The organism is Sphingomonas kyeonggiensis (assembly GCF_030812785.1).
GTDB classification, from domain to species: Bacteria; Pseudomonadota; Alphaproteobacteria; order Sphingomonadales; family Sphingomonadaceae; genus Sphingomonas; species Sphingomonas kyeonggiensis_B.
The window spans coordinates 1293586-1314193 of sequence record NZ_JAUSTJ010000001.1; the positions used below are offsets into that span (position 1 = coordinate 1293586).

Annotated in this window: 18 protein-coding genes; 8 read left to right on the top strand and 10 right to left on the bottom strand. The window is 65.6% G+C overall.

What is annotated here, in order from left to right; translation table 11 throughout:
- Positions 1 to 70 precede the first annotated feature (70 nt).
- From J2W22_RS06435 to J2W22_RS06450, 4 genes are all read right to left on the bottom strand, one after another.
- A complete protein-coding gene (locus J2W22_RS06435; RefSeq protein ID WP_307117421.1) occupies positions 71 to 1744 on the bottom strand; it encodes an amidase in 1674 nt (557 codons plus the stop codon).
- A gap of 167 nt (positions 1745 to 1911) precedes the next feature.
- Positions 1912 to 3075 (bottom strand): HlyD family secretion protein, encoded by a 1164-nt coding sequence (locus tag J2W22_RS06440; protein ID WP_307117422.1) that lies wholly within the window; start codon positions 3073 to 3075, stop codon positions 1912 to 1914.
- Positions 3068 to 4744 carry an MFS transporter gene (locus J2W22_RS06445; protein WP_307117423.1) on the bottom strand — a complete coding sequence of 559 codons (1677 nt, stop codon included), beginning with the start codon at positions 4742 to 4744 and terminating at the stop codon, positions 3068 to 3070. Before J2W22_RS06445 ends, J2W22_RS06440 begins: the two co-directional genes overlap by 8 nt.
- A gap of 294 nt (positions 4745 to 5038) precedes the next feature.
- A complete protein-coding gene (locus J2W22_RS06450) occupies positions 5039 to 5788 on the bottom strand; it encodes a DUF3658 domain-containing protein (protein WP_307117424.1) in 750 nt (249 codons plus the stop codon).
- 487 nt (positions 5789 to 6275) lie between these two features.
- On the opposite strand from J2W22_RS06450, the gene J2W22_RS06455 reads away from it, so the two are divergent.
- Positions 6276 to 8186, top strand: a complete 1911-nt coding sequence (locus J2W22_RS06455; RefSeq protein ID WP_307117425.1) for a ribonucleoside-diphosphate reductase subunit alpha — start codon at positions 6276 to 6278, stop codon at positions 8184 to 8186.
- A gap of 67 nt (positions 8187 to 8253) precedes the next feature.
- On the top strand, positions 8254 to 8733 hold the full coding sequence (locus J2W22_RS06460; protein ID WP_307117426.1) for an endonuclease domain-containing protein: 480 nt from the start codon (positions 8254 to 8256) through the stop codon (positions 8731 to 8733).
- A 2-nt stretch (positions 8734 to 8735) separates the two neighbouring features.
- Here the strand turns inward: J2W22_RS06460 and J2W22_RS06465 are convergent, their stop codons facing one another.
- Positions 8736 to 8999, bottom strand: a complete 264-nt coding sequence (locus J2W22_RS06465; RefSeq protein WP_307117427.1) for a DUF2171 domain-containing protein — start codon at positions 8997 to 8999, stop codon at positions 8736 to 8738.
- A 101-nt stretch (positions 9000 to 9100) separates the two neighbouring features.
- Between J2W22_RS06465 and J2W22_RS06470 the strand changes: the two genes are divergently transcribed.
- The 6 genes from J2W22_RS06470 to J2W22_RS06495 all read left to right on the top strand — a co-directional run bounded on the left by J2W22_RS06470 (position 9101) and on the right by J2W22_RS06495 (position 14128).
- Positions 9101 to 9433, top strand: a complete 333-nt coding sequence (locus J2W22_RS06470; RefSeq protein ID WP_307117428.1) for a hypothetical protein — start codon at positions 9101 to 9103, stop codon at positions 9431 to 9433.
- On the top strand, positions 9430 to 9651 hold the full coding sequence (locus J2W22_RS06475; RefSeq protein WP_307117429.1) for a hypothetical protein: 222 nt from the start codon (positions 9430 to 9432) through the stop codon (positions 9649 to 9651). The genes J2W22_RS06470 and J2W22_RS06475 overlap by 4 nt, the downstream gene beginning before the upstream one ends.
- A 55-nt stretch (positions 9652 to 9706) precedes the next feature.
- Positions 9707 to 10765, top strand: coding sequence for a ribonucleotide-diphosphate reductase subunit beta (locus J2W22_RS06480; RefSeq protein WP_307117430.1), 1059 nt, complete (start codon positions 9707 to 9709; stop codon positions 10763 to 10765).
- Positions 10762 to 12435 carry an ATP-dependent nuclease gene (locus tag J2W22_RS06485; RefSeq protein ID WP_307117431.1) on the top strand — a complete coding sequence of 558 codons (1674 nt, stop codon included), beginning with the start codon at positions 10762 to 10764 and terminating at the stop codon, positions 12433 to 12435. Before J2W22_RS06480 ends, J2W22_RS06485 begins: the two co-directional genes overlap by 4 nt.
- A gap of 175 nt (positions 12436 to 12610) precedes the next feature.
- Positions 12611 to 13231 (top strand): opacity protein, encoded by a 621-nt coding sequence (locus J2W22_RS06490; protein ID WP_307117432.1) that lies wholly within the window; start codon positions 12611 to 12613, stop codon positions 13229 to 13231.
- A 321-nt stretch (positions 13232 to 13552) separates the two neighbouring features.
- A complete protein-coding gene (locus J2W22_RS06495) occupies positions 13553 to 14128 on the top strand; it encodes a hypothetical protein (RefSeq protein ID WP_307117433.1) in 576 nt (191 codons plus the stop codon).
- 256 nt (positions 14129 to 14384) lie between these two features.
- On the opposite strand, the gene J2W22_RS06500 is transcribed toward J2W22_RS06495, so the two are convergent.
- The 5 genes from J2W22_RS06500 to J2W22_RS06520 all read right to left on the bottom strand — a co-directional run bounded on the left by J2W22_RS06500 (position 14385) and on the right by J2W22_RS06520 (position 20577).
- Entirely contained in the window at positions 14385 to 15335 is a 951-nt protein-coding gene (locus J2W22_RS06500; RefSeq protein ID WP_307117434.1) for a lipase family protein, read from the bottom strand.
- Positions 15336 to 15497: 162 nt separating this feature from the next.
- On the bottom strand, positions 15498 to 15995 hold the full coding sequence (locus tag J2W22_RS06505) for a c-type cytochrome (RefSeq protein ID WP_307117435.1): 498 nt from the start codon (positions 15993 to 15995) through the stop codon (positions 15498 to 15500).
- Positions 15996 to 16374: 379 nt separating this feature from the next.
- Positions 16375 to 18474, bottom strand: coding sequence for a S9 family peptidase (locus tag J2W22_RS06510; RefSeq protein WP_307117436.1), 2100 nt, complete (start codon positions 18472 to 18474; stop codon positions 16375 to 16377).
- Between the two features lie 42 nt (positions 18475 to 18516).
- Entirely contained in the window at positions 18517 to 19356 is an 840-nt protein-coding gene (locus J2W22_RS06515; RefSeq protein ID WP_307117437.1) for a hypothetical protein, read from the bottom strand.
- A 60-nt stretch (positions 19357 to 19416) separates the two neighbouring features.
- Positions 19417 to 20577, bottom strand: coding sequence for an MFS transporter (locus J2W22_RS06520; RefSeq protein ID WP_307117438.1), 1161 nt, complete (start codon positions 20575 to 20577; stop codon positions 19417 to 19419).
- Positions 20578 to 20608: the final 31 nt, after the last annotated feature.

Sequence of the window (20608 nt, forward strand, 5' to 3'; positions counted from 1 at the left end):
CTTCGCCTGAGATCCCGGCTTTCGCCGGGATGACGGTTATTTCTCGCCGCTCACCCGGCTCCGGTTGCGGTTATTTCCGCGGCCCCAGGTCCGCCGGGATCGTCGCCAGGTATTTCGGCGCGACCCGGGCGTGCGTCGCCTGCTCATAGGCATAGCCCGCCTTGAGCAGCAGCCCGTCGCTATAGGCCGTGCCGATGAAGGAGAGTCCTGCCGGCAGCCCGTTCACCAGCCCCATCGGGACGGTGAGGTGCGGATAGCCCGACACCGCGGGCAGCTCGCTGGCTGAGGGCCCCTGGAACTGGTCGCCATGCGCGGGGTCGCTGAGCCATGGCGTGCCATAGGTCGGGGTGACCAGCAGCTGCGCGTCGGCGGCCTTGAGCATCGCGTCGATCCCCTCGGGGCCGGCCATGCGCGCGGACTTCTCCCGCGCCGCCTTGTATTCGGGATCGTCGAGCCCCTTGGTCTTGTCGGCCTTGATAAAGGTCTCCTGGCCGAAGAACGGCATCTCGCTGTCCTTGTGCGCGTCGTTGAACGCGATCAGGTCGGCGAGCGTCCTGGGACTGACGCTGGCAGGGGTGGTGGCGAGATAGGTCGCCATGTCGGCCTTGAGCTCGGTATAGAGCACCAGCCCCTCGGCCTCGCCCAGGCCCTTCAGCTCGGGCATCTTCACTTCGACCAGCACCGCGCCGGCCGCGGTCAGCTCCTCCAGCGCCTTGTCGAAGCGCGCGGCGAGGTCGGCGGCCATTTCGGGCTTCCAGTATCCGACCCGCATGCCCTTCAGCGCATCGGGGGTGAGGCCGGCGGCATAGTCCTTGCGGTGCTTGTCGGCGTCCTTCGTCGCCGGATCGGCGGGATCGCTGCCGATCATCGCGCCGAACAGGATCGCCGCGTCCTTGACCGAACGCGCCATCGGCCCCGGGGTGTCCTGGCTATGGCTGATCGGCACCACCCCGGTCCGGCTGACCAGGCCGAGCGTCGGCTTGAGGCCGACCAGCCCGTTCATCGCCGCCGGGCAGACCACCGAGCCGTCGGTCTCGGTGCCGACCGCGACCGCCGCGAGGCTCGCCGCCACCGCCGCGCCCGAGCCGCTCGACGAGCCGCAGGCCGAGCGATCGAGCGCATAGGGGTTCCGCACCAGCCCGCCGACCGCGCTCCATCCGCTCATCGAGTTGTTCGAGCGGATGTTCGCCCATTCGCTGAGGTTGGTCTTGCCGAGGATGATCGCGCCCTGCGCGCGCAGCTTCGCGACCAGCGGCGCGTCGCGGCCGGTGTCGTTGTTGGCGAGCGCCAGGCTGCCCGCGGTGGTGGGCATGTTCTGCGTCTCGATATTGTCCTTGATGAGGACCGGGATGCCGTCGAGCGGCCCGAGCGTCTTGCCTGCCTTGCGCCGGTCGTCGCTGGCGCGGCCGTCATAGCGCAGGTCCTTGGCCGGGGCGGTGACGATCACCGAGCGCAGCGTCGGCCCGTCGCGGTCGAGCCTGCCGATCCGCTCGACATAGAGGTCGGCGAGCTTCCACGCCTCGACCTTGCCGGCCGCCAGCATCGCCTGCAGCTCGTCGATCGAGCGCTCGGCGACCAGGTCGGTCGCGACGTCGCCGGTGCTGACCACCACGGCGTCCGCCGGCAGCGGGGTGGGGGTGATCACCGGTGCCGCCTCGGGCGCCGGTACGGGCGCCGCATCCTGCGCCCAGGCAGGCGCCGCCCAAGCCAGAGCCACCGCCAGAGCTGCCAGTCCCGTCCGCATATGCCGTCCTCGAATCCTGTTTCGGGGACAGCCTAGCGCGCGCGCCTCCACCCCCACAACCGTCATCCCCTTCACACCGTCATCCCGGCGAAAGCCGGGATCTCAGGCGAAAGCGCGGGGAAGGAGCCGCACGAGATCCCGGCTTTCGCCGGGATGACGGATATTGGTTACCGTCCAACCTCCACGCTCGCTTCCACCGACATGCCGGGCCGCAGCCGCGCAGCCATCGGCTGGTTCGGATCGATCCGGATCCGCACCGCGATGCGCTGGGGGATCTTGACGAAATTGCCCGTGGCATTGTCGCTGCGGATCACCGCGAACTCGGATCCCGCTGCCGGCGCCAGCTGCTCGACCACGCCGGTCAGCCGCGCGCCCGCCAGCGCGTCGACCTTGAAGCTCGCCTTGGCGCCCGGCCGGATCTTCGCGGTCTGGGCCTCCTTGTAGTTGGCGGTGACCCAGAGCGTCTGCGGCACCAGCGCCATCAGCTGGGTGCCGGCGGTGACATATTGTCCCTGCCGCCCGCCGATTTCGCCCAGCTGCCCGGCGACCGGCGCGCGGATCACCGTGTTGGCGAGGTCGATCTCGGCGAGGTGCAGTGCCGCCCGGGCGGCATCGACCGCGGCGACCAGCCCGCCCTTGCTGACCGTGACGCTGCGAATGTCCTGGCTCGCTACCGCGCGCGCCGCCTGGGCCTGGGCGACCGCCGACTGGGCGGTGCGCAGGGTGGCGAGCGCGGCGTCGCGGTCGCGCCGGGTGATGAAGCCGTCCTTGGCCAGCGCGTCGATCCGCGCATAATCGGCCTGCGCCTTGGTCAGCTGCGCCTGGGCCGAGGCGACCGCCGCCTCCTGCGAGCCATAGCTCGCCGCCTTGGCGGCCGCCTGCTGGGGATTGTTGGCGAGCGCGGCCTGGGCGCTGGCGACGTTCGCCTTGGCCTGGTCGACGCGCTGGCGATAGATGCGGTCGTCGATCGTCGCGAGCACATCGCCCGCCTTCACGCTGGCGAAGTCCTGCACCGGCACTTGCGTGAGATAGCCGCTCACCTGCGGGCTGATGATCGTCACCTGGCCGCGGACATAGGCATTCTCGGTCGACTGGACATGGCCCGCAAAGGGCCAGACCCGCCACGCCATCAGCACCGCGGTGACCCCGGCCAGGATCAGCAGCGCGGCGATCCCGATCGAGAGCAGTGGCAGCCTGGGCGGAGTCCAGCGCCGCGCGACGACCTCGGGCGCGGGCGGCGGATCGGCGCCCTCGCTCACGGCAGGCGGCGGCGGTGGCGGGGGTGCCGCTGCCGGTTCCGCTGCGGGTGTCGGGGCGGCCGGTTCAGCCATTCTGCGCTCCTGCTTGTGCTTGCTGTTCGGCGGCTATCCGGGCGAGCGTCTCGCGCCGGATCCGCATGATGTGGACCGAGGCCCAGAGGATCGTTCCCGCCGCGATCGCCGCGATCAGCAGGAATGTGTCGTTATAGGCCAGGATGTTCGCCTCGCGCGTCACCGTCTGCGAGAGGATCGCCGCACCCTCGGCCTGGCGCAGCCCAGGGTCGACCAGCACCCGGCCATAGGCGGCGGCGTTCTGCTGGAGGCGCTGCGCCACCAGCGGGTCGCCGCTCATCAGCCCGGCGACGATCGCATTGTTGTGGGCATGCTCGCGGATCACCTGGAAGGTGCCGAGCATCGCCGATCCGAACAGCCCGCCCAGATTCTGGGTGATGCCGAACAGCGCCGAGAAGCTGACGAAGTGCGTCGGTCCCTCGCGCAGCGCCCGGGTCAGCCCGACCAGCAGCGCCGGCCCGATGAACAGCGCGCTGGCAAAGCCGAGCAGCGCCTGGCTGAAATACATGTCGTGCGGGCGGATCAGGTTGGTCGAATCCGAATCGAGCAGCGCGCCGACGCAGATCAGCGCCAGCGCGATCAGGATCGGCTTGCCCAGGAAGGTCGGGTCGATCGTCATCGCCCCGATGACCGCCCCGGCCAGCGTGGCGACCAGCACCACGGCGTAGAGCATCCGCAGCTGGTCGTTGCCCATGCCCACCACCGCGAGCAGCCCCGACGCGCCGATCGTCTGCTCGGACAGCACCACGCGGGCCAGGATCGAGACGAGGGCGAAACGCACTATGGCGCCGCTGCCCAGCCAGCGCGTGTTGAGCAACGGGTTCCTGCGGTTGTGCTCGATCACCAGCGCGGTGGGGATCAGGACGATCGCGCCGATCAGCGCCGGGGCGATCCACGGCGCCTCGAACCACCAGAGCGTCCGCCCGAGGCCGAGCACCGCGCAGAGCAGGGCGATGCCGGTCGCGAAGATCGGGAAGGTGACGAAGTCGAGTGGCTCGAACGCCTTCATCCGTTCGACCGGGGGCAGCACGAGCAGGCGCACGCCGGCAAGGCAGAACAGAGCCAGGCCCAGCTCGAACAGGTATAGCGACTGCCAGCGATCCGCCTCGAACACCTCGGTCGGGAAGAGCCGGGCGAGCGGCACCGCGGTCTGGGGCAGCGAGACGGCGAGGACGATGCCCTTCAGCCGGTGCTCGGGCGTCCAGGCCTGCACCATGTAGAGCAACCCGACCGTGCTGCATGCCGCCGCCGCGATCCCGCTCAGCGCACGCACCGCCACGGCGGTCGCGAAGCTGTGGGTGAAGATATGCGCCCCGGTGGTCAGCGCGAAGCCGATCAGGAAGATCTGGGTGAACAGCCGGATGCCGAACTGCTGGCGGAACTTGATCAGCAGCATGTTCGCGCAGACGTTGGTCATCACATAGACGGTCGGCAGCCACTGGATCTCGGCGGAATAGAGGCCGAGCGAGCCCTGCAGCGTGGTCAGGTTGGCGGTGACGATCGCATTGCCGAGCGAGCCCGACATGACCACCAGCACCGCGACCGAGAAATAGGCGATGCGCCGCGGCAGCGGGTGCCAGGGGGTGGGGGGCGAGCCGGGGATCGGCGAGCGCTCGTGCGGAGCCGGCTCCCATGCCGCCTGCTCCTCCACTGCACCGTTCGTTGCCATCCCGACATAATCCCTTGCAGGGCGGAACGATCCGCCAAAGGACTGCCTCTAGACTGTGCTATCCTCGCATGAATATCGCGCAATCGGCAACGCTCGGTTGCGTAAACTGCAACTGCTCTTTGGGGTGGGCGCAGCGGGAAGGGCGGAGAGTGTCGCCGCGTCGGAAGAAAGCTCTCCCCGGCGAAGGCCGGGGCCCAGACTAAACAGTGCGCGGCGAAGGCGCGCGACTTTCAAGGACTGGGCCCCGGCCTTCGCCGGGGAAAGGAAAATATCTGCCTTGGCGCACGCGTTCCACTATTCTGGCAACCGCACCTCACACCCGCGCATTACGCTCAGATCGCCTCGCCACTCCAGCACCCCGGCCTCGGCAAGATCGGCCAGGCGCGCATGCAGCACGATGTCACCCACTTGATAGAGGCCGTTGTCGGCGAAGTCTCGAAGCGCCATCCCCACGATCAGCGCCATTTTCTGCCACGCCACCGTCGCATGCTTCAGCAGGTCCGCGTCGAAATGGTCGAGCGGCGCCGACTCCAGCGCACCGTCTGCGCCCAGCACGCGCAGGGGAGCATCCTCCGCCTGAAGCCGTGCCCAGGTCGCCAGCCATGCCGCGCGCCGTGCCGCCGGCAACGGCTCCGCCCGGTCGAGATAGTCGAGCAGTTCCTCGGCGTGGAGCGTGTGCAGGCGCGGCACTTCCAGGACCAGGCAGTCCCGTTCGCCCTGATGCGACAGCCACCATAGAAAGCCTGCCACGCTCTGTGCGCTGTCGGGGGAGATCCACGCTATCGGCGGGTCGCGTGTCTCGGCCGATGTCAAGAGGACCGGCAAGCTGTCCTCGACGGCCTCTCCCCAGTCCGCATAGCCCAACACCTCTTCCACCCATGCGGCGCGCGGGCGTGCGTCGTAGTGCGCGATCGGGCCGAAGCTGAGATCGTCATAAGGCGCGACTGCGATGTCGGCACGGCGTGCCAGCGCGAGCGCCTGCTCCAGGCTGCCCCGCGCGGAGCGGCTGAAGATCACATGAAGCCGGGATTCCGGTGAAGCCATGCCCGCGCCCTAACCAGATATTGTGACAGGCTCCATCTGCGGTGCGTTTCGGCGGGCACCTACAAGCCCTTGTGGTTGTCACGATTCCTTCACACCAAAAAATTTAACGTTCCGCGTTCGTTCCCTTGCCTTTCGGAAACCCTAGGGAAGTCCGCGCGTCGCGGCATTGCAGCAGATGTGAAGGTGCCATGAGACGAGTCATTTTAGCGATGAAACGTTGTGGAAATTAACCATTTCGGGTCTTGTGTGCGGACTCGGTTTGGCACAATCTGTTGTGGTTGCACTGAGGGGCAAGCTCAAGCACTGGTGGACTCGCTGCCGCATACCCATATGCGGAAGGGACCGACTCGTGCCTGGGTCAAGGTGCGATGGACATGTTTTGTTCTTCGCGCGCGACCGCGTCGATGCTATGGTCGTCAGCCCCTTGAGTCGGGATTTGGTGCCAGCCCTGCGGGGCGGCGAGTACGCTTTGCCAGGGGTGAGAGTCATGGAATTCAGGGACACGGAAAACAGCGTGAACGATACCGTCGCCGAAGCTCCTGCCGCCGCCGCCAAGGCCGGCGCGAAGGTGCGCAAGAAGAATGATTCGAAGTCCGTCGCTCCCCGTGCCTTCGACGTCGAGGTCGATCATTCGCGCGACGCGCTGCTGACCGAGTTCGGCAAGGAAACGCTGCGCGACCGCTATCTGCTGCCGGGCGAATCCTTCCAGGACCTGTTCGTGCGCGTCGCCTCGGCCTATGCCGACGATCAGGCGCACGCCCAGCGCATCTACGACTATATCTCGAAGCTGTGGTTCATGCCCGCCACCCCCGTTCTGTCGAACGGCGGCACCGGCCGCGGCCTGCCGATCTCGTGCTTCCTCAACTCGGTGCCGGACAGCCTGAATGGCATCGTCGACACCTGGAACGAGAATGTCTGGCTCGCCTCGCGCGGCGGCGGCATCGGCACCTATTGGGGCAATGTTCGCGGCATCGGCGAGCCGGTCGGCCTCAACGGCAAGACCTCGGGCATCATCCCGTTCGTCCGCGTGATGGATTCGCTGACGCTGGCGATCTCGCAGGGCTCGCTGCGCCGCGGCTCGGCCGCCTGCTATCTCGACATCTCGCACCCGGAGATCGAGGAGTTCCTCGAGATCCGCAAGCCGTCGGGCGACTTCAACCGCAAGGCATTGAACCTGCACCACGGCGTGCTGATCCCCGACGCGTTCATGGAAGCGGTGCGGGGCGGCGAGGAATGGATCCTGCGTTCGCCCAAGGACGGCTCGGAGCGCGGCAAGGTCGATGCCCGTGCGCTGTTCCAGAAGCTGGTCGAGACCCGTCTCGCCACCGGCGAGCCGTACATCGTGTTCGCCGATCACGTGAACTCCAACATGCCGAAGCATCACCGCGATCTGGGCCTCAAGGTCTCGACCTCGAACCTGTGCTCGGAAATCACGCTCCCCACCGGCAAGGACCATCTGGGCAATGAGCGCACCGCCGTGTGCTGCCTCTCGTCGCTCAACATGGAAACCTGGGACCAGTGGAAGGACGACAAGAACCTGGTCGAGGACGTGATGCGCTTCCTCGACAACGTCCTGCAGGACTATATCGACCGTGCCGAGCCCGGCATGGAAAAGGCCGCCTATTCGGCCAGCCGTGAGCGTTCGGTCGGCCTCGGCGTGATGGGCTTCCACTCCTTCCTCCAGGCGCGCGGCATCCCGTTCGAGGGCGCGATGGCGAAGTCGTGGAACCTGCGGATGTTCAAGCACATCAAGTCGCAGGTCGATCAGGCCTCGATGGCGCTCGCCGTCGAGCGCGGGCCGTGCCCGGATGCGGCCGACATGGGCGTGATGGAGCGGTTCAGCTGCAAGATGGCGATCGCGCCGACCGCGTCGATCTCGATCATCTGCGGCGGCACCTCGGCCTGCATCGAGCCGATCCCGGCCAACATCTACACGCACAAGACGCTGTCGGGCTCCTTCTCGGTCAAGAACCCGTATCTGGAGAAGCTGCTCTCGGAGAAGAGCAAGAACTCGGATGCGGTGTGGAACTCGATCCTCGAGCAGGGCGGCTCGGTCCAGCACCTCGACTTCCTCACGCCGGAAGAGAAGGACGTCTACAAGACGAGCTTCGAGATCGACCAGCGCTGGCTGCTCGAGCTCGCCGGCGATCGCACGCCCTATATCGACCAGGCCCAGTCGCTGAACCTGTTCATCCCGGCCGACGTCGAGAAGTGGGACCTGCTGATGCTCCACTTCCGCGCATGGGAACTCGGCATCAAGTCGCTCTACTATCTGCGTTCGAAGAGCGTGCAGCGTGCCGGCTTCGCGGGCGGCGTCGAGGCCGACAACACGATCGACAAGCCGCAGTTCAACCTGGGTGAGTCGACCGACTACGACGAGTGCCTGGCGTGCCAGTGAGGCAATGATCCCTCTCCCTCTGGGAGAGGGAGGGAGCCGCCAAAGGCGGCGGAAGGGTGAGGGCAGAATGCGCCTCTATCAGGATCAACCGTCAGGCACCGTGCCGCAGCTCCGAGCGCTGCGCCGCAATGCCACGGAAACTGAGAAGAGGCTGCTTCGCGCGCTGCGTGGCGCGTTCCCCGAGAGGAAATGGCGGTTTCAGGCCCCGGTCGGGCCGTATCGCGTCGATTTCCTCTGCTTCGCCGAGCGTCTGATCATCGAGGTAGATGGCGGCCAGCATGCGGAGGCCGTCGAATATGACGCGCGCCGCACGCGCTTCATCGAATCCGAGGGTTATCGCGTGCTGCGGTTCTGGAACAATGATGTGCTGGAAAACGCCGAGGGCGTGATCGCCCAAATCTCCCTCTCCCTTTGGGAGAGGGAAGGGGCCCGCTCGGCGAAGCCGAGTGGGAAGGGTGAGGGTCGCCAATCGCAAGCTGCATCGCGCTCACCCTCACCCCGCGCCGCTGCGCGGCTTGCCCCTCTCCCAAAGGGAGAGGGGTTGTGAGCTCAAGCCTCTTCCTCGAAGATCTCGACCGCCACATCGGCGTTCGCGCTCAGGCGGACCGTGTCGCCTTCCACGCCGGCGACCAGGCCGAGCGAGATGTAGTGGTGGTGCCCGGCATGCGAGCCCTCGGCGCCTTCGACCTCGGCGCCCGAATCCTTCTTGGTGAGCTTGATCCGCTCGCCCTCGACATGGTCGACGGTGCCGACATGCACGCCGTCGGCGCCGATCACTTCCATATGCTCCTTGATTGCGCTCGCGTCGGTCATTGGGGTTCTCCTTGGGGGAATGGTGCGCACGCTAAACGCGCGCGGCCACGAAACGATGCAGCGCGGCGCGCACGCTGTCACTCACCCGAAAGGGGTATTGCATGAAGCCGTTCCGCACCCTGTCCGTCGCCGCCTTCCTGCTGCTCGCCGCCTGCGCGAAGCAGGTGCCGAGCGCGGTCCAGCCCGAGGCGCCCGGCTTCCTGCTGGGGCTCTGGCACGGCTTCATCTTCCCGGTCGCCTGGTTCCTCTCGCTCATCATCCCCGACGTTGCGATCTACGCCGTGCCCAACAATGGCGGCTGGTACGACTTCGGCTATTTCCTCGGCATCTGCGTGTTCGGCGTCGGCGCCAATCGCGGCACCAAGGTGACCAAGGTCGTCTACCGCGACCGCGTCGTGCGCGAGCGCGGCGCCACGGTGATCGACCACGAATGACCCGCAGCCTCGCCTTGATGGCCGGCATCGCCGGAGCCGCGGGTGCCGCAGGGCTGGCGACGCTCGTCCGCCCGGCGCTGGCCCGCCGCGCGTTCGGCCTGCCCGAGGGCGAGGCAGCGACCTATGCCCTGCGCATCGCCGGCATGATGCTGCTCGCGCTCGGCCTGTTCCTCGGCGGCTTCGCGGCCGTCTTCACTTTGGCGGGAGGGACGGCATGACCGGCCCGCTCGCACCCGCCCTTCCTTTTCCCAAGTTCATCCCGGAGTAATCCCCATGCCGCTTCTCGAAGCCCGCAAGACCTACAAGCCCTTCGAATATCCTTGGGCGTTCGATTTCTGGAAGCGCCAGCAGCAGATCCACTGGCTGCCTGAGGAAGTGCCGCTGGGCGAGGATTGCCGCGACTGGGCGCAGAAGCTCACCGATCACGAGCGCAACCTGCTCACCCAGATCTTCCGCTTCTTCACCCAGGCGGATGTCGAGGTGCAGGATTGCTACCACGAGAAATACGGCCGCGTGTTCAAGCCGACCGAGATCAAGATGATGCTGACCGCGTTCAGCAACATGGAGACGGTCCATATCGCCGCCTATTCGCACCTGCTCGACACGATCGGCATGCCCGAGACCGAATATGCCGCCTTCCTCCAGTACAAGGAGATGAAGGACAAGCATGATTATCTGAGCACCTTCGGCGTCGACAGCGACGAGGACATCGCCAAGACGCTCGCCATGTTCGGCGGCTTCACCGAGGGCCTGCAGCTCTTCGCCTCGTTCGCGATGCTGATGAACTTCCCGCGCTTCAACAAGATGAAGGGCATGGGCCAGATCGTCAGCTGGTCGGTCCGCGACGAGAGCCTGCACTGCGAAGGCATCATCAAGCTGTTCCACGCCTTCACCAAGGAGCGCAACTGCCTCACCCCGTCGGTCCGCGACGACATTCTCGACATGTGCCAGAAGACGGTGCGCATCGAGGACGCGTTCATCGACCTCGTCTTCGAGATGGGCCCGGTCAACGGCATGACGCCCAAGGAGATCAAGAAGTATGTCCGCTACATCGCGGACTGGCGCCTGGGCCAGCTCGGCCTCAAGCCGATCTACATGGTCGAGGAGCACCCGCTCCCCTGGCTCGCCCCGCTGCTTAACGGCGTCGAGCACGCCAACTTCTTCGAGACCCGCGCGACGGAATATTCGAAGGCCGCCACCCGCGGCAACTGGGGCGAGGTGTGGGACTCGTTCGACAAGCGCCAGAAGGCCAAGGTGGCGCCGGTCGCCAACGAGGACGCGGCCGAGGGCGGGCCGGATATGTTCTCGGGGTCGGGGATTGCGGCGGAGTGAGGATCCTGAGAAAGCCAGCCTCTTCAAGTACTGCAAATTTTGCGCTCGTTTCGGCGACGTTAAGGTGCGAAGAACGGTTGGCTTTTAACGCTAACGATATTGTTGTTCTCGTCGGCTCTAATAACAGTGGTAAATCGACTTTCCTGCGGGGAGTGAAAGATTTCATAGAGGATAGCGATAGTTACAATGTGATATTTTCTGGATTGGCCTTTTCATCGTTTTCGAAGGCTAAAATTCAGGAGAGGTTGGAAAGTTATTATCACATTTTAACTGATGGAAATCTTCGATATGTATTAGATAATCGGGGCAGTCGAGATTTCTATATACATGAAGATTCGGAAGGGCCCTCAAGCTTTAGGCTTCGCCAAGGGGCGGGGGCTTTTGTGTCTCTGCTTAATTCAGAAAAGAGACTCTCTCTTTCTAACGACGTGCAAACGATCGATTTGCTCGCAAGTAAACCGAGGCATCCTTATCATATATTTATGATAGATCCCGATAAGTTGGCGAGCTTTTCTCGGAATATTGAGGAAGCTTTCGGAGTTGGTTTCACAATTACGAGGATTGGTAATCCAATCCGGGCTTATGTTGGAACTCAATTCCGGAAATCGGATACCGTATCTGCCGACCAAGAAATCCCGAAGCAGGGGGTTTCGCTCCTTACTCAAGGGGATGGTTTGCGCAGCTACATCGGAATGCTTGCTGAGATTCAAGCTATGTCCCATCCAATTGTGTTATTGGATGAGCCAGAAGCATTCTTGCATCCCCCGCAAGCACGTCGTTTCGGTAGAACTTTAGTTCGTGAGTTCGAGGGCGATCGACAAGCATTTATAGCTACGCACAGCTCTCATATCTTACAAGGTATCCTCTCGGGCGACACGCAACGCGTTAGAGTGATAAGGCTCGATAGGAAATCTAAAGAAAAGTACGCTACGGTTCTAGAAAATAACCAGCTAGCTGCGGCTATAGACCATCCTTCTGTTGCAAATTCTAACCTTTTAGACGCTCTATTTTTTGAGCAAGCGGTTGTTTGCGAAGGCGATGCTGATTGTAAGATATTTGACTGGATTGACAGGAGAAAGCAGCCATCAGAGAGAGTTGATCGTTTCTGGTATTCGGCTGGCGGTAAGCACCAAGTTACAAAAATATCAGCGCTCCTGAACTCATTCGGAGTCGATTGGCGAGTGATTCTGGATTTGGATGCATTACAAGATTGGGGAATTGTAAGTAGTCTTGCTAAGATGAAAGGCCTTGGCCTTGATGGTTACAAGGCCCGTATTAATCACGCTCTTAAGAATGCTCAAGATTCTGATTTGAAGGTTATTCGAGAAGGTGCTCTTAGAGCTCTTCGTGATTCTTGCGATGATGAGACGGCGTTGCGCGAGGCTTCGCGCGCGATGGAAGGTAGAAAATTAAGCTCGAGTCTCAAAAGATACGGAATTGGCGCCTTTCGGAACGGGCAAGAAAGGGAGGCAGTTGAGAGTCTGCTCTCGATGCTTGAGGATCGCGGCATATGCTTGCTCCGGAAGGGTGAGCTAGAAAGCTACGCGCCTACAGTAGGCAAGCACGGTCCTGTTTGGGTGTCGAGCGTTCTGGAAACGCCAGCAATATATTCGGAGGAGATTGGCGCTTTAGGTAAGGATATCGATAAGGCGCTCTGCCCATTGAGTTAAACTATTGGCCGCTCCCAACCGTGTCCCCCACGCAACACCCCCGCAGCAATCCCGCCCACCCCGCAACCCTCTGACTCCTCGCGCATTTCCTATAATGCCCCGCCGCCAGCGTCCGCGTATCCAGGGCGGCATTGGCGGGGCGTGTGTCTGAAGTAATCACGAGGTTTCCCCCAACATGCGTATCATCCTCGCCGCCGCGGCATTCGCCGCGCTGCCCTTCGCCGTCCCCGCCGCCCAGGCCCAGGCCCAGGACACCGATGGCACCGCCACCACCACCAGCGTCGCCGAGACCGCACCCGACGGCACCCGCGCCTTCGGCATCGAGCCCTATGTCGGCATCCTCGGCGGCTATGAGCGGTTCGACGAGCAGGCCAATGCCGGCATCCCGCTCCCCGCGGACGGCAAGGCTTATGATGGCGGGCTGGTCCAGGGCGTCGCCGGCATCAACGTGCCGCTCGGTCCGGTCTTCATCGGCGCCGAGGGCAATGTCGTGAAGGGCTTCAAGGGCGATATCGACTGGGAATATGGCGCCGCCGGCCGCTTTGGCGTGCGCGGGGGCGAGAGCGGCCTGATCTATGGCAAGGTCGGCTATCAATGGGTCAATTTCGCCGCGCTCGGCGATGACAGCCGCGATTTCCACGCGATGACCTATGGCGCCGGCGTCGAGGTCGGGCCCAAGGACATCGGCCTGGGCGGCATCACCGGCAACAGCGGGGTGCGCCTGCGCATGGAGATCAACACCTTCGGCGCCGCCAAGAGCTTCCGCCCGATGGCCGGCCTGATCGCGCATTTCTAAGGCACGGAAAGGCGGCGCGGTCTTCGGACTGCGCCGCCGTTTCTGGTTCGCACGATGGTGCGACAGCATAGAAAATCACGCGGAGGCACGTAGGACGCAGGGAGGTGCGGCTCGCCGCGTCGGCGGCTCGCTCTCCGCGAACTCCGACCAGTTCCTGCCACTGAAGCGGCGCCAGACCGTGCCGCCAGCACGATCTCCGCGCCTCCGTGTGAATGCCCTTCCTTCTTCGTCGCGCTCTCGCGTGAGTCAAAAAATGCTTTCCTACACGAACCAATATGGTTATCTGACTCGACTCACTTCAAACCAGAAGGAGTCGATGCGATGGAACACAAGCCGATCCAGCCCGAATCCGAGGCTGACCCGCTAGCCAGCTACACCCCGATAGTCCTGCGCACGCGCCGCGATGGCTGGACCGCCGATCGCCAGCGCCGCTTCCTGCTGGCGCTGGCCGAGACCGGCTGCGTGTCGGAGGCCTGCTCCGCGGTAGGGCTCTCGGCACGCTCAGCCTATGCCCTGCGGCGCCGCCCGGACGCGACCGCCTTTGCCGAAGCCTGGAACGACGCGCTGCTCGTCTCCACCGCCCGGCTCACCGCGCTTGCCTTCGAACGGGCGACGCGCGGCACGGTCCGCGAATATTGGAAGAATGGCGAGCTGGTCGGCGAAAGCCGCCAGCCTTCTGACCGGCTGTTGCTGTTCCTGCTCCAGCATCTGCGCAGCGACTGGTTCAGCGGCGCTGCGGTGCGCTCGCCGGTTGCCGGCGCACGCCAGCGCCTTGATGCGGCGGTGCAGGGGCTCGTCGACAATGAGGAGCCGGGCGAGCCGTTGACGTTGCGCGACTATCAGGCCCAGCCGCCGCGCGATCCGCTCGATCCGCCGGAAGACAGCGAGGAGTGGTGATCGCGCGCGTAGAGGTCGTGAACTTAGTGAACTTCCGCGCTGGCCGGGTGGGGTCGATGAAGAAGAAAGAAGATTGGTTCACGCGAAGGCGCGGAGACGCGAAGATGTACCGCGCGCGGCACCATCCGTTCGCCGCGTCAGCGGCATTCAAAGTTCGAAGAAGGAGGGCCGCTCACGCGGCTGGGCGAAGAATCTTCGCGCCTCCGCGCCTTCGCGTGAACCCCATTCTTCTTCTTCGCAAAACTGCGCGAAAACCTCAGGCCCGCTTGCGCGCCGGGGTCTCGCCGTGATCGCAGGTGAAGCCTTCGCCCTCGCAGATCAGCCGGTCATAGCCGCTGCCCGGGCAGATGGCGTGCGCGGTCAGGATCGCCGGGGTCAGCGCCTCAAGGCCCGATCCGCGGCGGTCGAGCAGGCGGCGCACGGGGCGGCGCGAGCCGGTCCAGGCCTGGTGGCCGGCCTTGGGCGCTGGCGGCGGGGTCACCAGCAGGCCGACCGGGCGGTAATCGCCCATCGCCAGCCTGGGGAACACGCCCTTGGCGATCTTGCGCGCCCAGCCCGGCGTCGCGGGGCTCAGGGGGAGGTGGGGGACGACGTCGCCCGGCATCTCGTAGCGCAGGCAGGCGATGCGGGTGCGCTCATAGCTGGCGGCGAAATCGGCATTGCCCGCGCGCGCCGCGGCGATGGTCGCCACGCTCACCGGCAGGTCGGTCCATTCGCTCGCCTGGGCCGCGCGCACCGCGGCAAGGTTGGCGAGCGCGCCGCCCTTGGAGTGGCCGGTCAGGAACAGGTGCCGGCGCGCCTTGCGGTCGAGCAGGCTCTGGTCGAGCATCGCCTGGATCGCGGTGCGCACGCCCGGGCCGGACCCTGCGTCGCTCCACAGCCGGCGCATCGATTCGGCGAAGCCGAAATGCACGCCGCCGCCATAATGCGAATCCTCGATGCACAAGGAGAAGGCGTCGTTCAGCCAGTCGAGCACCACGTCCCAGCCGTCATGCGCGTCGCCGAAGAAAGGGGGGAGCGAGCCGCGGAACGCCACCACCACGCCTTCGGGGGTGCGGCCGACCAGCGCCTGGTCGATCTGGCGGTTGCCGATCGCAGTCTCGCGGCGCACGACGAACGGCGCCTCGATCCAGCCGACATTGCGGCCATGGACCTGCATGCCCGGCTGATAGGCCTGGCTGGACGCGTAGAGCAGGCGGCGTTTCATGCAATCGTGCATCGGTGATACTCCCCGGGACCCTATGCCTGTGCGCCACATCATGGTGAATGCACAATTAAGGTTAACACCGGAAAGTAGAGTCGCGCAGCCGGGCTTTCGCCGCGCCGAACCGTTGCGGAGCGCCCCCGCGGGAGGGGCGCCCCGTCGGGATCAATGCTTCTCGTCGGGCTTGCGATAGCTGTCGTGGCACGCCTTGCAGGCCTTGCCCAGTTCGCCGAACTGGGCGGCGAAGCCGGGCTTGTCGCCGGCCTTGGCGAGATCGGCCAGCTTGGTCGCGGCGGCGGCATAGTCGGCGGCGCGCGCCTCGAAGCCGGCGCGGTCGCTCCAGATCGTGGGCAGCGCCTCGGAGGTCGGGGACGTGCTGCCGGCGGGGAACATGCCGGGAATCGCCTTGGCCCAGTTGGCGAGCGCGCGTGCGGCGAAGCCGACCGTCTTGGGATCGTCGTCCCGGTCGATCGCGCCCTTGATCTGGCCGGTCAGCGCGGCGGAGAGCAGGAAGGCGGCGCGGCGGCCGGCGATGAGGTCGGCATTGGCGTCGGCGGTGGTCGCAGCGGGGGCGGCGGCCACGGCGTGGCTGCCCTGGGCGGTCGCCGCCATGGTGACGAACAGCGCCGCGGCGGCGCCGAGTGCAAGCGTGGTAATGCGCATCGATGGCTCCCTTGGTCGGAGGGGCACAGGCTTAGGCCGGGCGGTGGCGGCCCGCAACGGGGACGGAAGCTTGTCCATAATGGAGGAGCTTCCGTCCGAAACGGCGCGCGGATCGCCTATCGTCCCGGCGTGGCAGAAGGCGAAGCTCCTCGGGTCGAACAGGCATGCGAACGTTGTGGCGGCGTGGCCGTCACCCGCGACGCCTGGGCCGAATGGGACGTCAGTTCCCAGGCCTGGGTGCTCAGCGAAACGTTCGATTTCGCCTTCTGCCACCAATGCCACCGCGAGACACGGCTGGTGGCACGGGGAGTGGAGGCGGGGCGCTGATGCTCGCGCGCTTCCACCTCTCTCCCCACAGTCTGCCGGATCGCGGCGGGCGTCAGCCGGCGGCGCCCAGCTGCCACAGCATGAAGGCCATCTCGTCGGCGGATTCCTTCAGGCTCTCCCAGCGGCCCGACTTGCCGCCATGGCCGGCGCCCATGTTGGTCTTGAGGACCAGGACATTGTCGTCGGTCTTGGTCGCCCGCAGCTTCGCCGCCCATTTGGCGGGCTCCCAGTACGTCACCCGCGGGTCGTTGAGCCCGCCCGAGATGAACAGCGGCGGATAGGCCTGGGCGGTGACATTGTCGTACGGGCTGTAGGAGCGGATCAGTTCGAACGCCGCGGCGTCCTCCAGCGGATTGCCCCATTCCGGCCATTCGCCCGGGGTCAGCGGCAGGCTCTCGTCGAGCATGGTGTTGAGCACGTCCACGAACGGCACGTCCGCCACGACCACGCCCCACAGCTCGGGGTCGGAGTTGACCACTGCGCCCATCAGCTCGCCGCCGGCCGAGCGTCCGGCGATGGCGATGCCGCCCTTGTGGGTGAAGCCCTGGTCGATCAGCCCCTTGGCCACGTCGACAAAGTCGTTGAACGTGTTGGTCCGCTTGGTCAGCTTGCCGTCGAGATACCATTGCTGGCCCAGATCGTCGCCGCCGCGGATATGGGCAATGGCGAAGGCGACGCCGCGGTCGAGGAAGGAGATGCGGCTGGTCGAGAAGCCCGGCGGGATGGCATAGCCATAGGCGCCATAGGCATAGAGATAGAGCTTGCCGCTGCCGTCCCTCGGGAAGTCCTTGGGGTAGACGATCGACACCGGCACCTCGGTTCCGTCGCGGGCGGCGATCTTCAGCCGCTCGGTGCGGTACTTGGCGCCGTCATAGCCCGACGGGATCTCCTGCACCTTCAGCGTCTCGAGCGCGCCGGTGGCGACGTCATAGTCATAGACCGTGCCCGGCGTGACCATCGACTCGTAGCTCAGCCGCAGCTTGTCGACAGCATATTCGGGATTGTCGCCCAGGCCCGCGACATAGCTCGCCTCGGGGAATTTGAGGCGGACCGGGGCGATGGCTGCGTCGTAGCGGTGGAGCTCGATCTGATCGAGCCCGTCCTCGCGGCCCTCGACGATGAAGAAGTCGGCGAAGCAGGCGACGCCGGTCATGTAGAAATGCGGCGAGGGCGCGATCCGCTCGGCCCATTCGCCCGGATTGGCGAGGCTGGCGGTGACCAGCCGGAATTGCGGGTCGGTATCGTTGGTATGGATGAACAGCGTGTCGCCGTGCAGGTCGACATCATATTCGCGGCCCCGCTTGCGCGGGCTGACCAGGATCGGCGTGGCGAGCGGATCGCTGGCCGGGTAGAGGCGGATCTCGCTGGTCTCATGATCGCTGGTGGTGAGCAGGATCCATTTGCGGTCGCTGCTCAGCTCGGCGCCAACCGAGAAGCCGAGCTCCTCCTCGAAATAGACCGTCACGTCACTGGCCGGATCGGTGCCCAGCCGGTGAAGCTTGATCGTCCGCGTCCGCCAGTTCTCGTCGGTCACGCCGTAGAGGATCGCGTCGCCGGTGCTGGTGAAGACGATGTTGCCGATCGTGCCTTCGATCGAGACGTCGCCCCATTTGCCCGCGGCGCCTTCGATCCGCTCGCCGATCGCCTCGCCGCCGGCCAGGTCCTTGAAGCGGATCGTGTAGCGCTCCGATCCGTCGTCATCGGTCGAATAGGCCATCAGCGCGCCGTCCTCGCTGATCGTGATCGCGCCGACGCGGAAATATTCCTTGCCTGCGGCGAGCGCCGGCTCGTCGAGGATCAACTGGTCGGCGCCGCCGGCGACCGGTTTGCGCCACAGCCGCGGATATTCGCCGCCGACCTCATGGTCGCTCCAGTAGAGCCAGTCGCCGTCCTTTTGCGGTACGGAGGATTCGTCTTCCTTGATCCGCCCGCGCATCTCCTTGAACAGCGTCTCGGAGAGCGGCTTGAGCGGCTCCATCACCTTCTCGAAGAAACCGTTCTCCTCCTCGAGATAGGCGAGCACGTCCTTGTCGGTGACGGTGGGATAGCCCGGGTCCCTGAGCCAGGCCCAGGGATCCTCGATCGTGACACCGTGGGTGGTGAAGCTGTGGGGGCGGGTGGCGGCGACGGGCGGCTTGGGAAGGTCGGTCATACCCGTTCCTTAGCCCAGCCGCGGCGTCTGTCGAACCCGCCTTTAGCGTGGTTGTGCAGCGTTGGGCGGTGTCGCCATCGCCTGCCGGATCAGCGTAACCCGAAATGCCGCAATCCCTTTCACGGGTGCGCCGGCGGGATTCTTTGCGGGAGTGAACAGCTTTTGCGCGACCAGCGGATCGCAGCCGAGCTTCTCGATCGGGTCGTTCGCCGGGGCTTCTTCGCGCTTGCAGCTGATGATCGCGCCATTGGGGGCAATGGTCACGCGGAAGAGATAATCGGCATTGGTACCGCTGGAGGCGCCGGCCAGCTTCAGCAACTGATCGTTGGTCAGCCAGTCGTCACGATCCTTGATGGCGACCGGGCGGGTGCCGCCGGGAGCGAACTGGGCAGGGTCCGCGCCCCATTCGAGCAGCTGGTCGTCGATGCATTTGCGGAGTGCGGCAATGGCCTCGCCCGCCCGCGGGACGTCGAAGCTGGCAAAGCTGCGGCTGGTGCTTCCCACGCTCACCGTGCGCGCGGCGGCAAAGGCGCCGAGCATTGCCGGCTTGAACGGGGCAAGCTGAAGTGCCGGGCCCGCTGCCAGCTTGCCGAGCGGGGTTGCGGTCGCGTTGATCGGCTTGCCGCCGTCGAAGCTTAGCCGGGCGGGGAAGCCTTCCGGCTTTCCGCCCTCGGGGACGTCCCTGCCGCTGGCCAGCACGATGAACTCATCGGTACCCGGCACCGTCCGCACTGCCAGCAATGCGGGGACGGGGGTCTGGACGACACGAACTAGCGAACACTCCGCAGGGGCGACCTTCACTTCCCATTTGCCCGCGCCCTGCGCCTGGGCGGAGAGTGGTACGAGCGCGAACAGAATGGCGTTCGATGCGATACGGATCATGAGGTGCCCCTTTTCGAAGGCTATCGTTCTTCCGCAATCCGCCGCTGCCGCGCAAGCGTTTCAGGCAAGGGCGGCGGGGCGTCGCACCAGCCGCGGCGCCAGCACCATGGCAAGGCTGACCAGCGCCATGGCGGCGGCGGCGAGCGAGACTGCCGGATAGCCCAGCCCCTCGCGGATCACTTCGCCGCCCAGCGCCGCGCCGATCGCATTGCCCAGGTTGAACGCGCCGATGTTCATCGCGGAGGCAAGGTTGGGCGCCTCATGCGCGGCGTCCATCACCCGCATCTGCAGCGGCGGCACCAGCGCGAAGCTGGCGGCACCCCAGAGCGGCATCAGGATGATGGCGACCGGCAGCGAGAACATGCCGAAGGCGAAGGCGACGAGCAGCACCGCCAGCGCCGCGGTCATCGTGATCAGCGCGCCCTCGACCGACTTGTCGGCATAGCGCCCGCCCAGCCAGTTGCCTGCGGTCAGCCCGACGCCGAAGATCACCAGCGCCGCGGTCACCCAGAAGGTCGAGGCGTGCGAGGCTTCGCGCAGGATCGGCGCGATATAGGTGAACACGGTGAACATCGCGCTGAACCCGACCATCGTCAGGGCGAGTGCGAACAGCACCGGCCCACGGCCGAGCACGCGCAGCTCGGCCATCATGTCGACATCCTTCTCGGCGGGCAGGGCAGGGACGAACAGCCGCAGCGCGATCATCGTGACCACGCCGATCGCGGCGATGGCGGCGAACACCGACCGCCAGCCGAATACTTCGCCCGCCCAGGTCGCGAGCGGCACGCCGCCGATCGTCGCGATCGTCAGCCCCATGAACATGGTGGCGATGGCGCCCGCGCGCTTCTCGGGCGCGACCAGCCCGGCGGCGACCACCGATCCGACGCCGAAGAATGCGCCGTGGTTGAGCGAGGTGACGATCCGTGCGGCGAGCAGTATCGCATAGCTGTCCGACACCGCCGCCAGCAGGTTGCCGGCGGTGAAGATCGCGGCGAGCGCGATCAGCAATGTGCGGCGCGGCACCCGGCCGGTGGTGAGCGTCATCAGCGGCGCGCCGATCAGCACGCCGATCGCATAGGCGCTGACCAGCAGCCCGGCGGTGGGGATCGATACGCCGAGGTCGCCCGCGATCACGGGCAGCAGGCCCATCGGGGTGAATTCGGTGACACCGATGCCAAAGGCACCGATGGCGAGCGCAGTGAGCGCGGGACGGGAACTCATGGGGCGATGCTCCGGGGATTTGTGCGGCAGC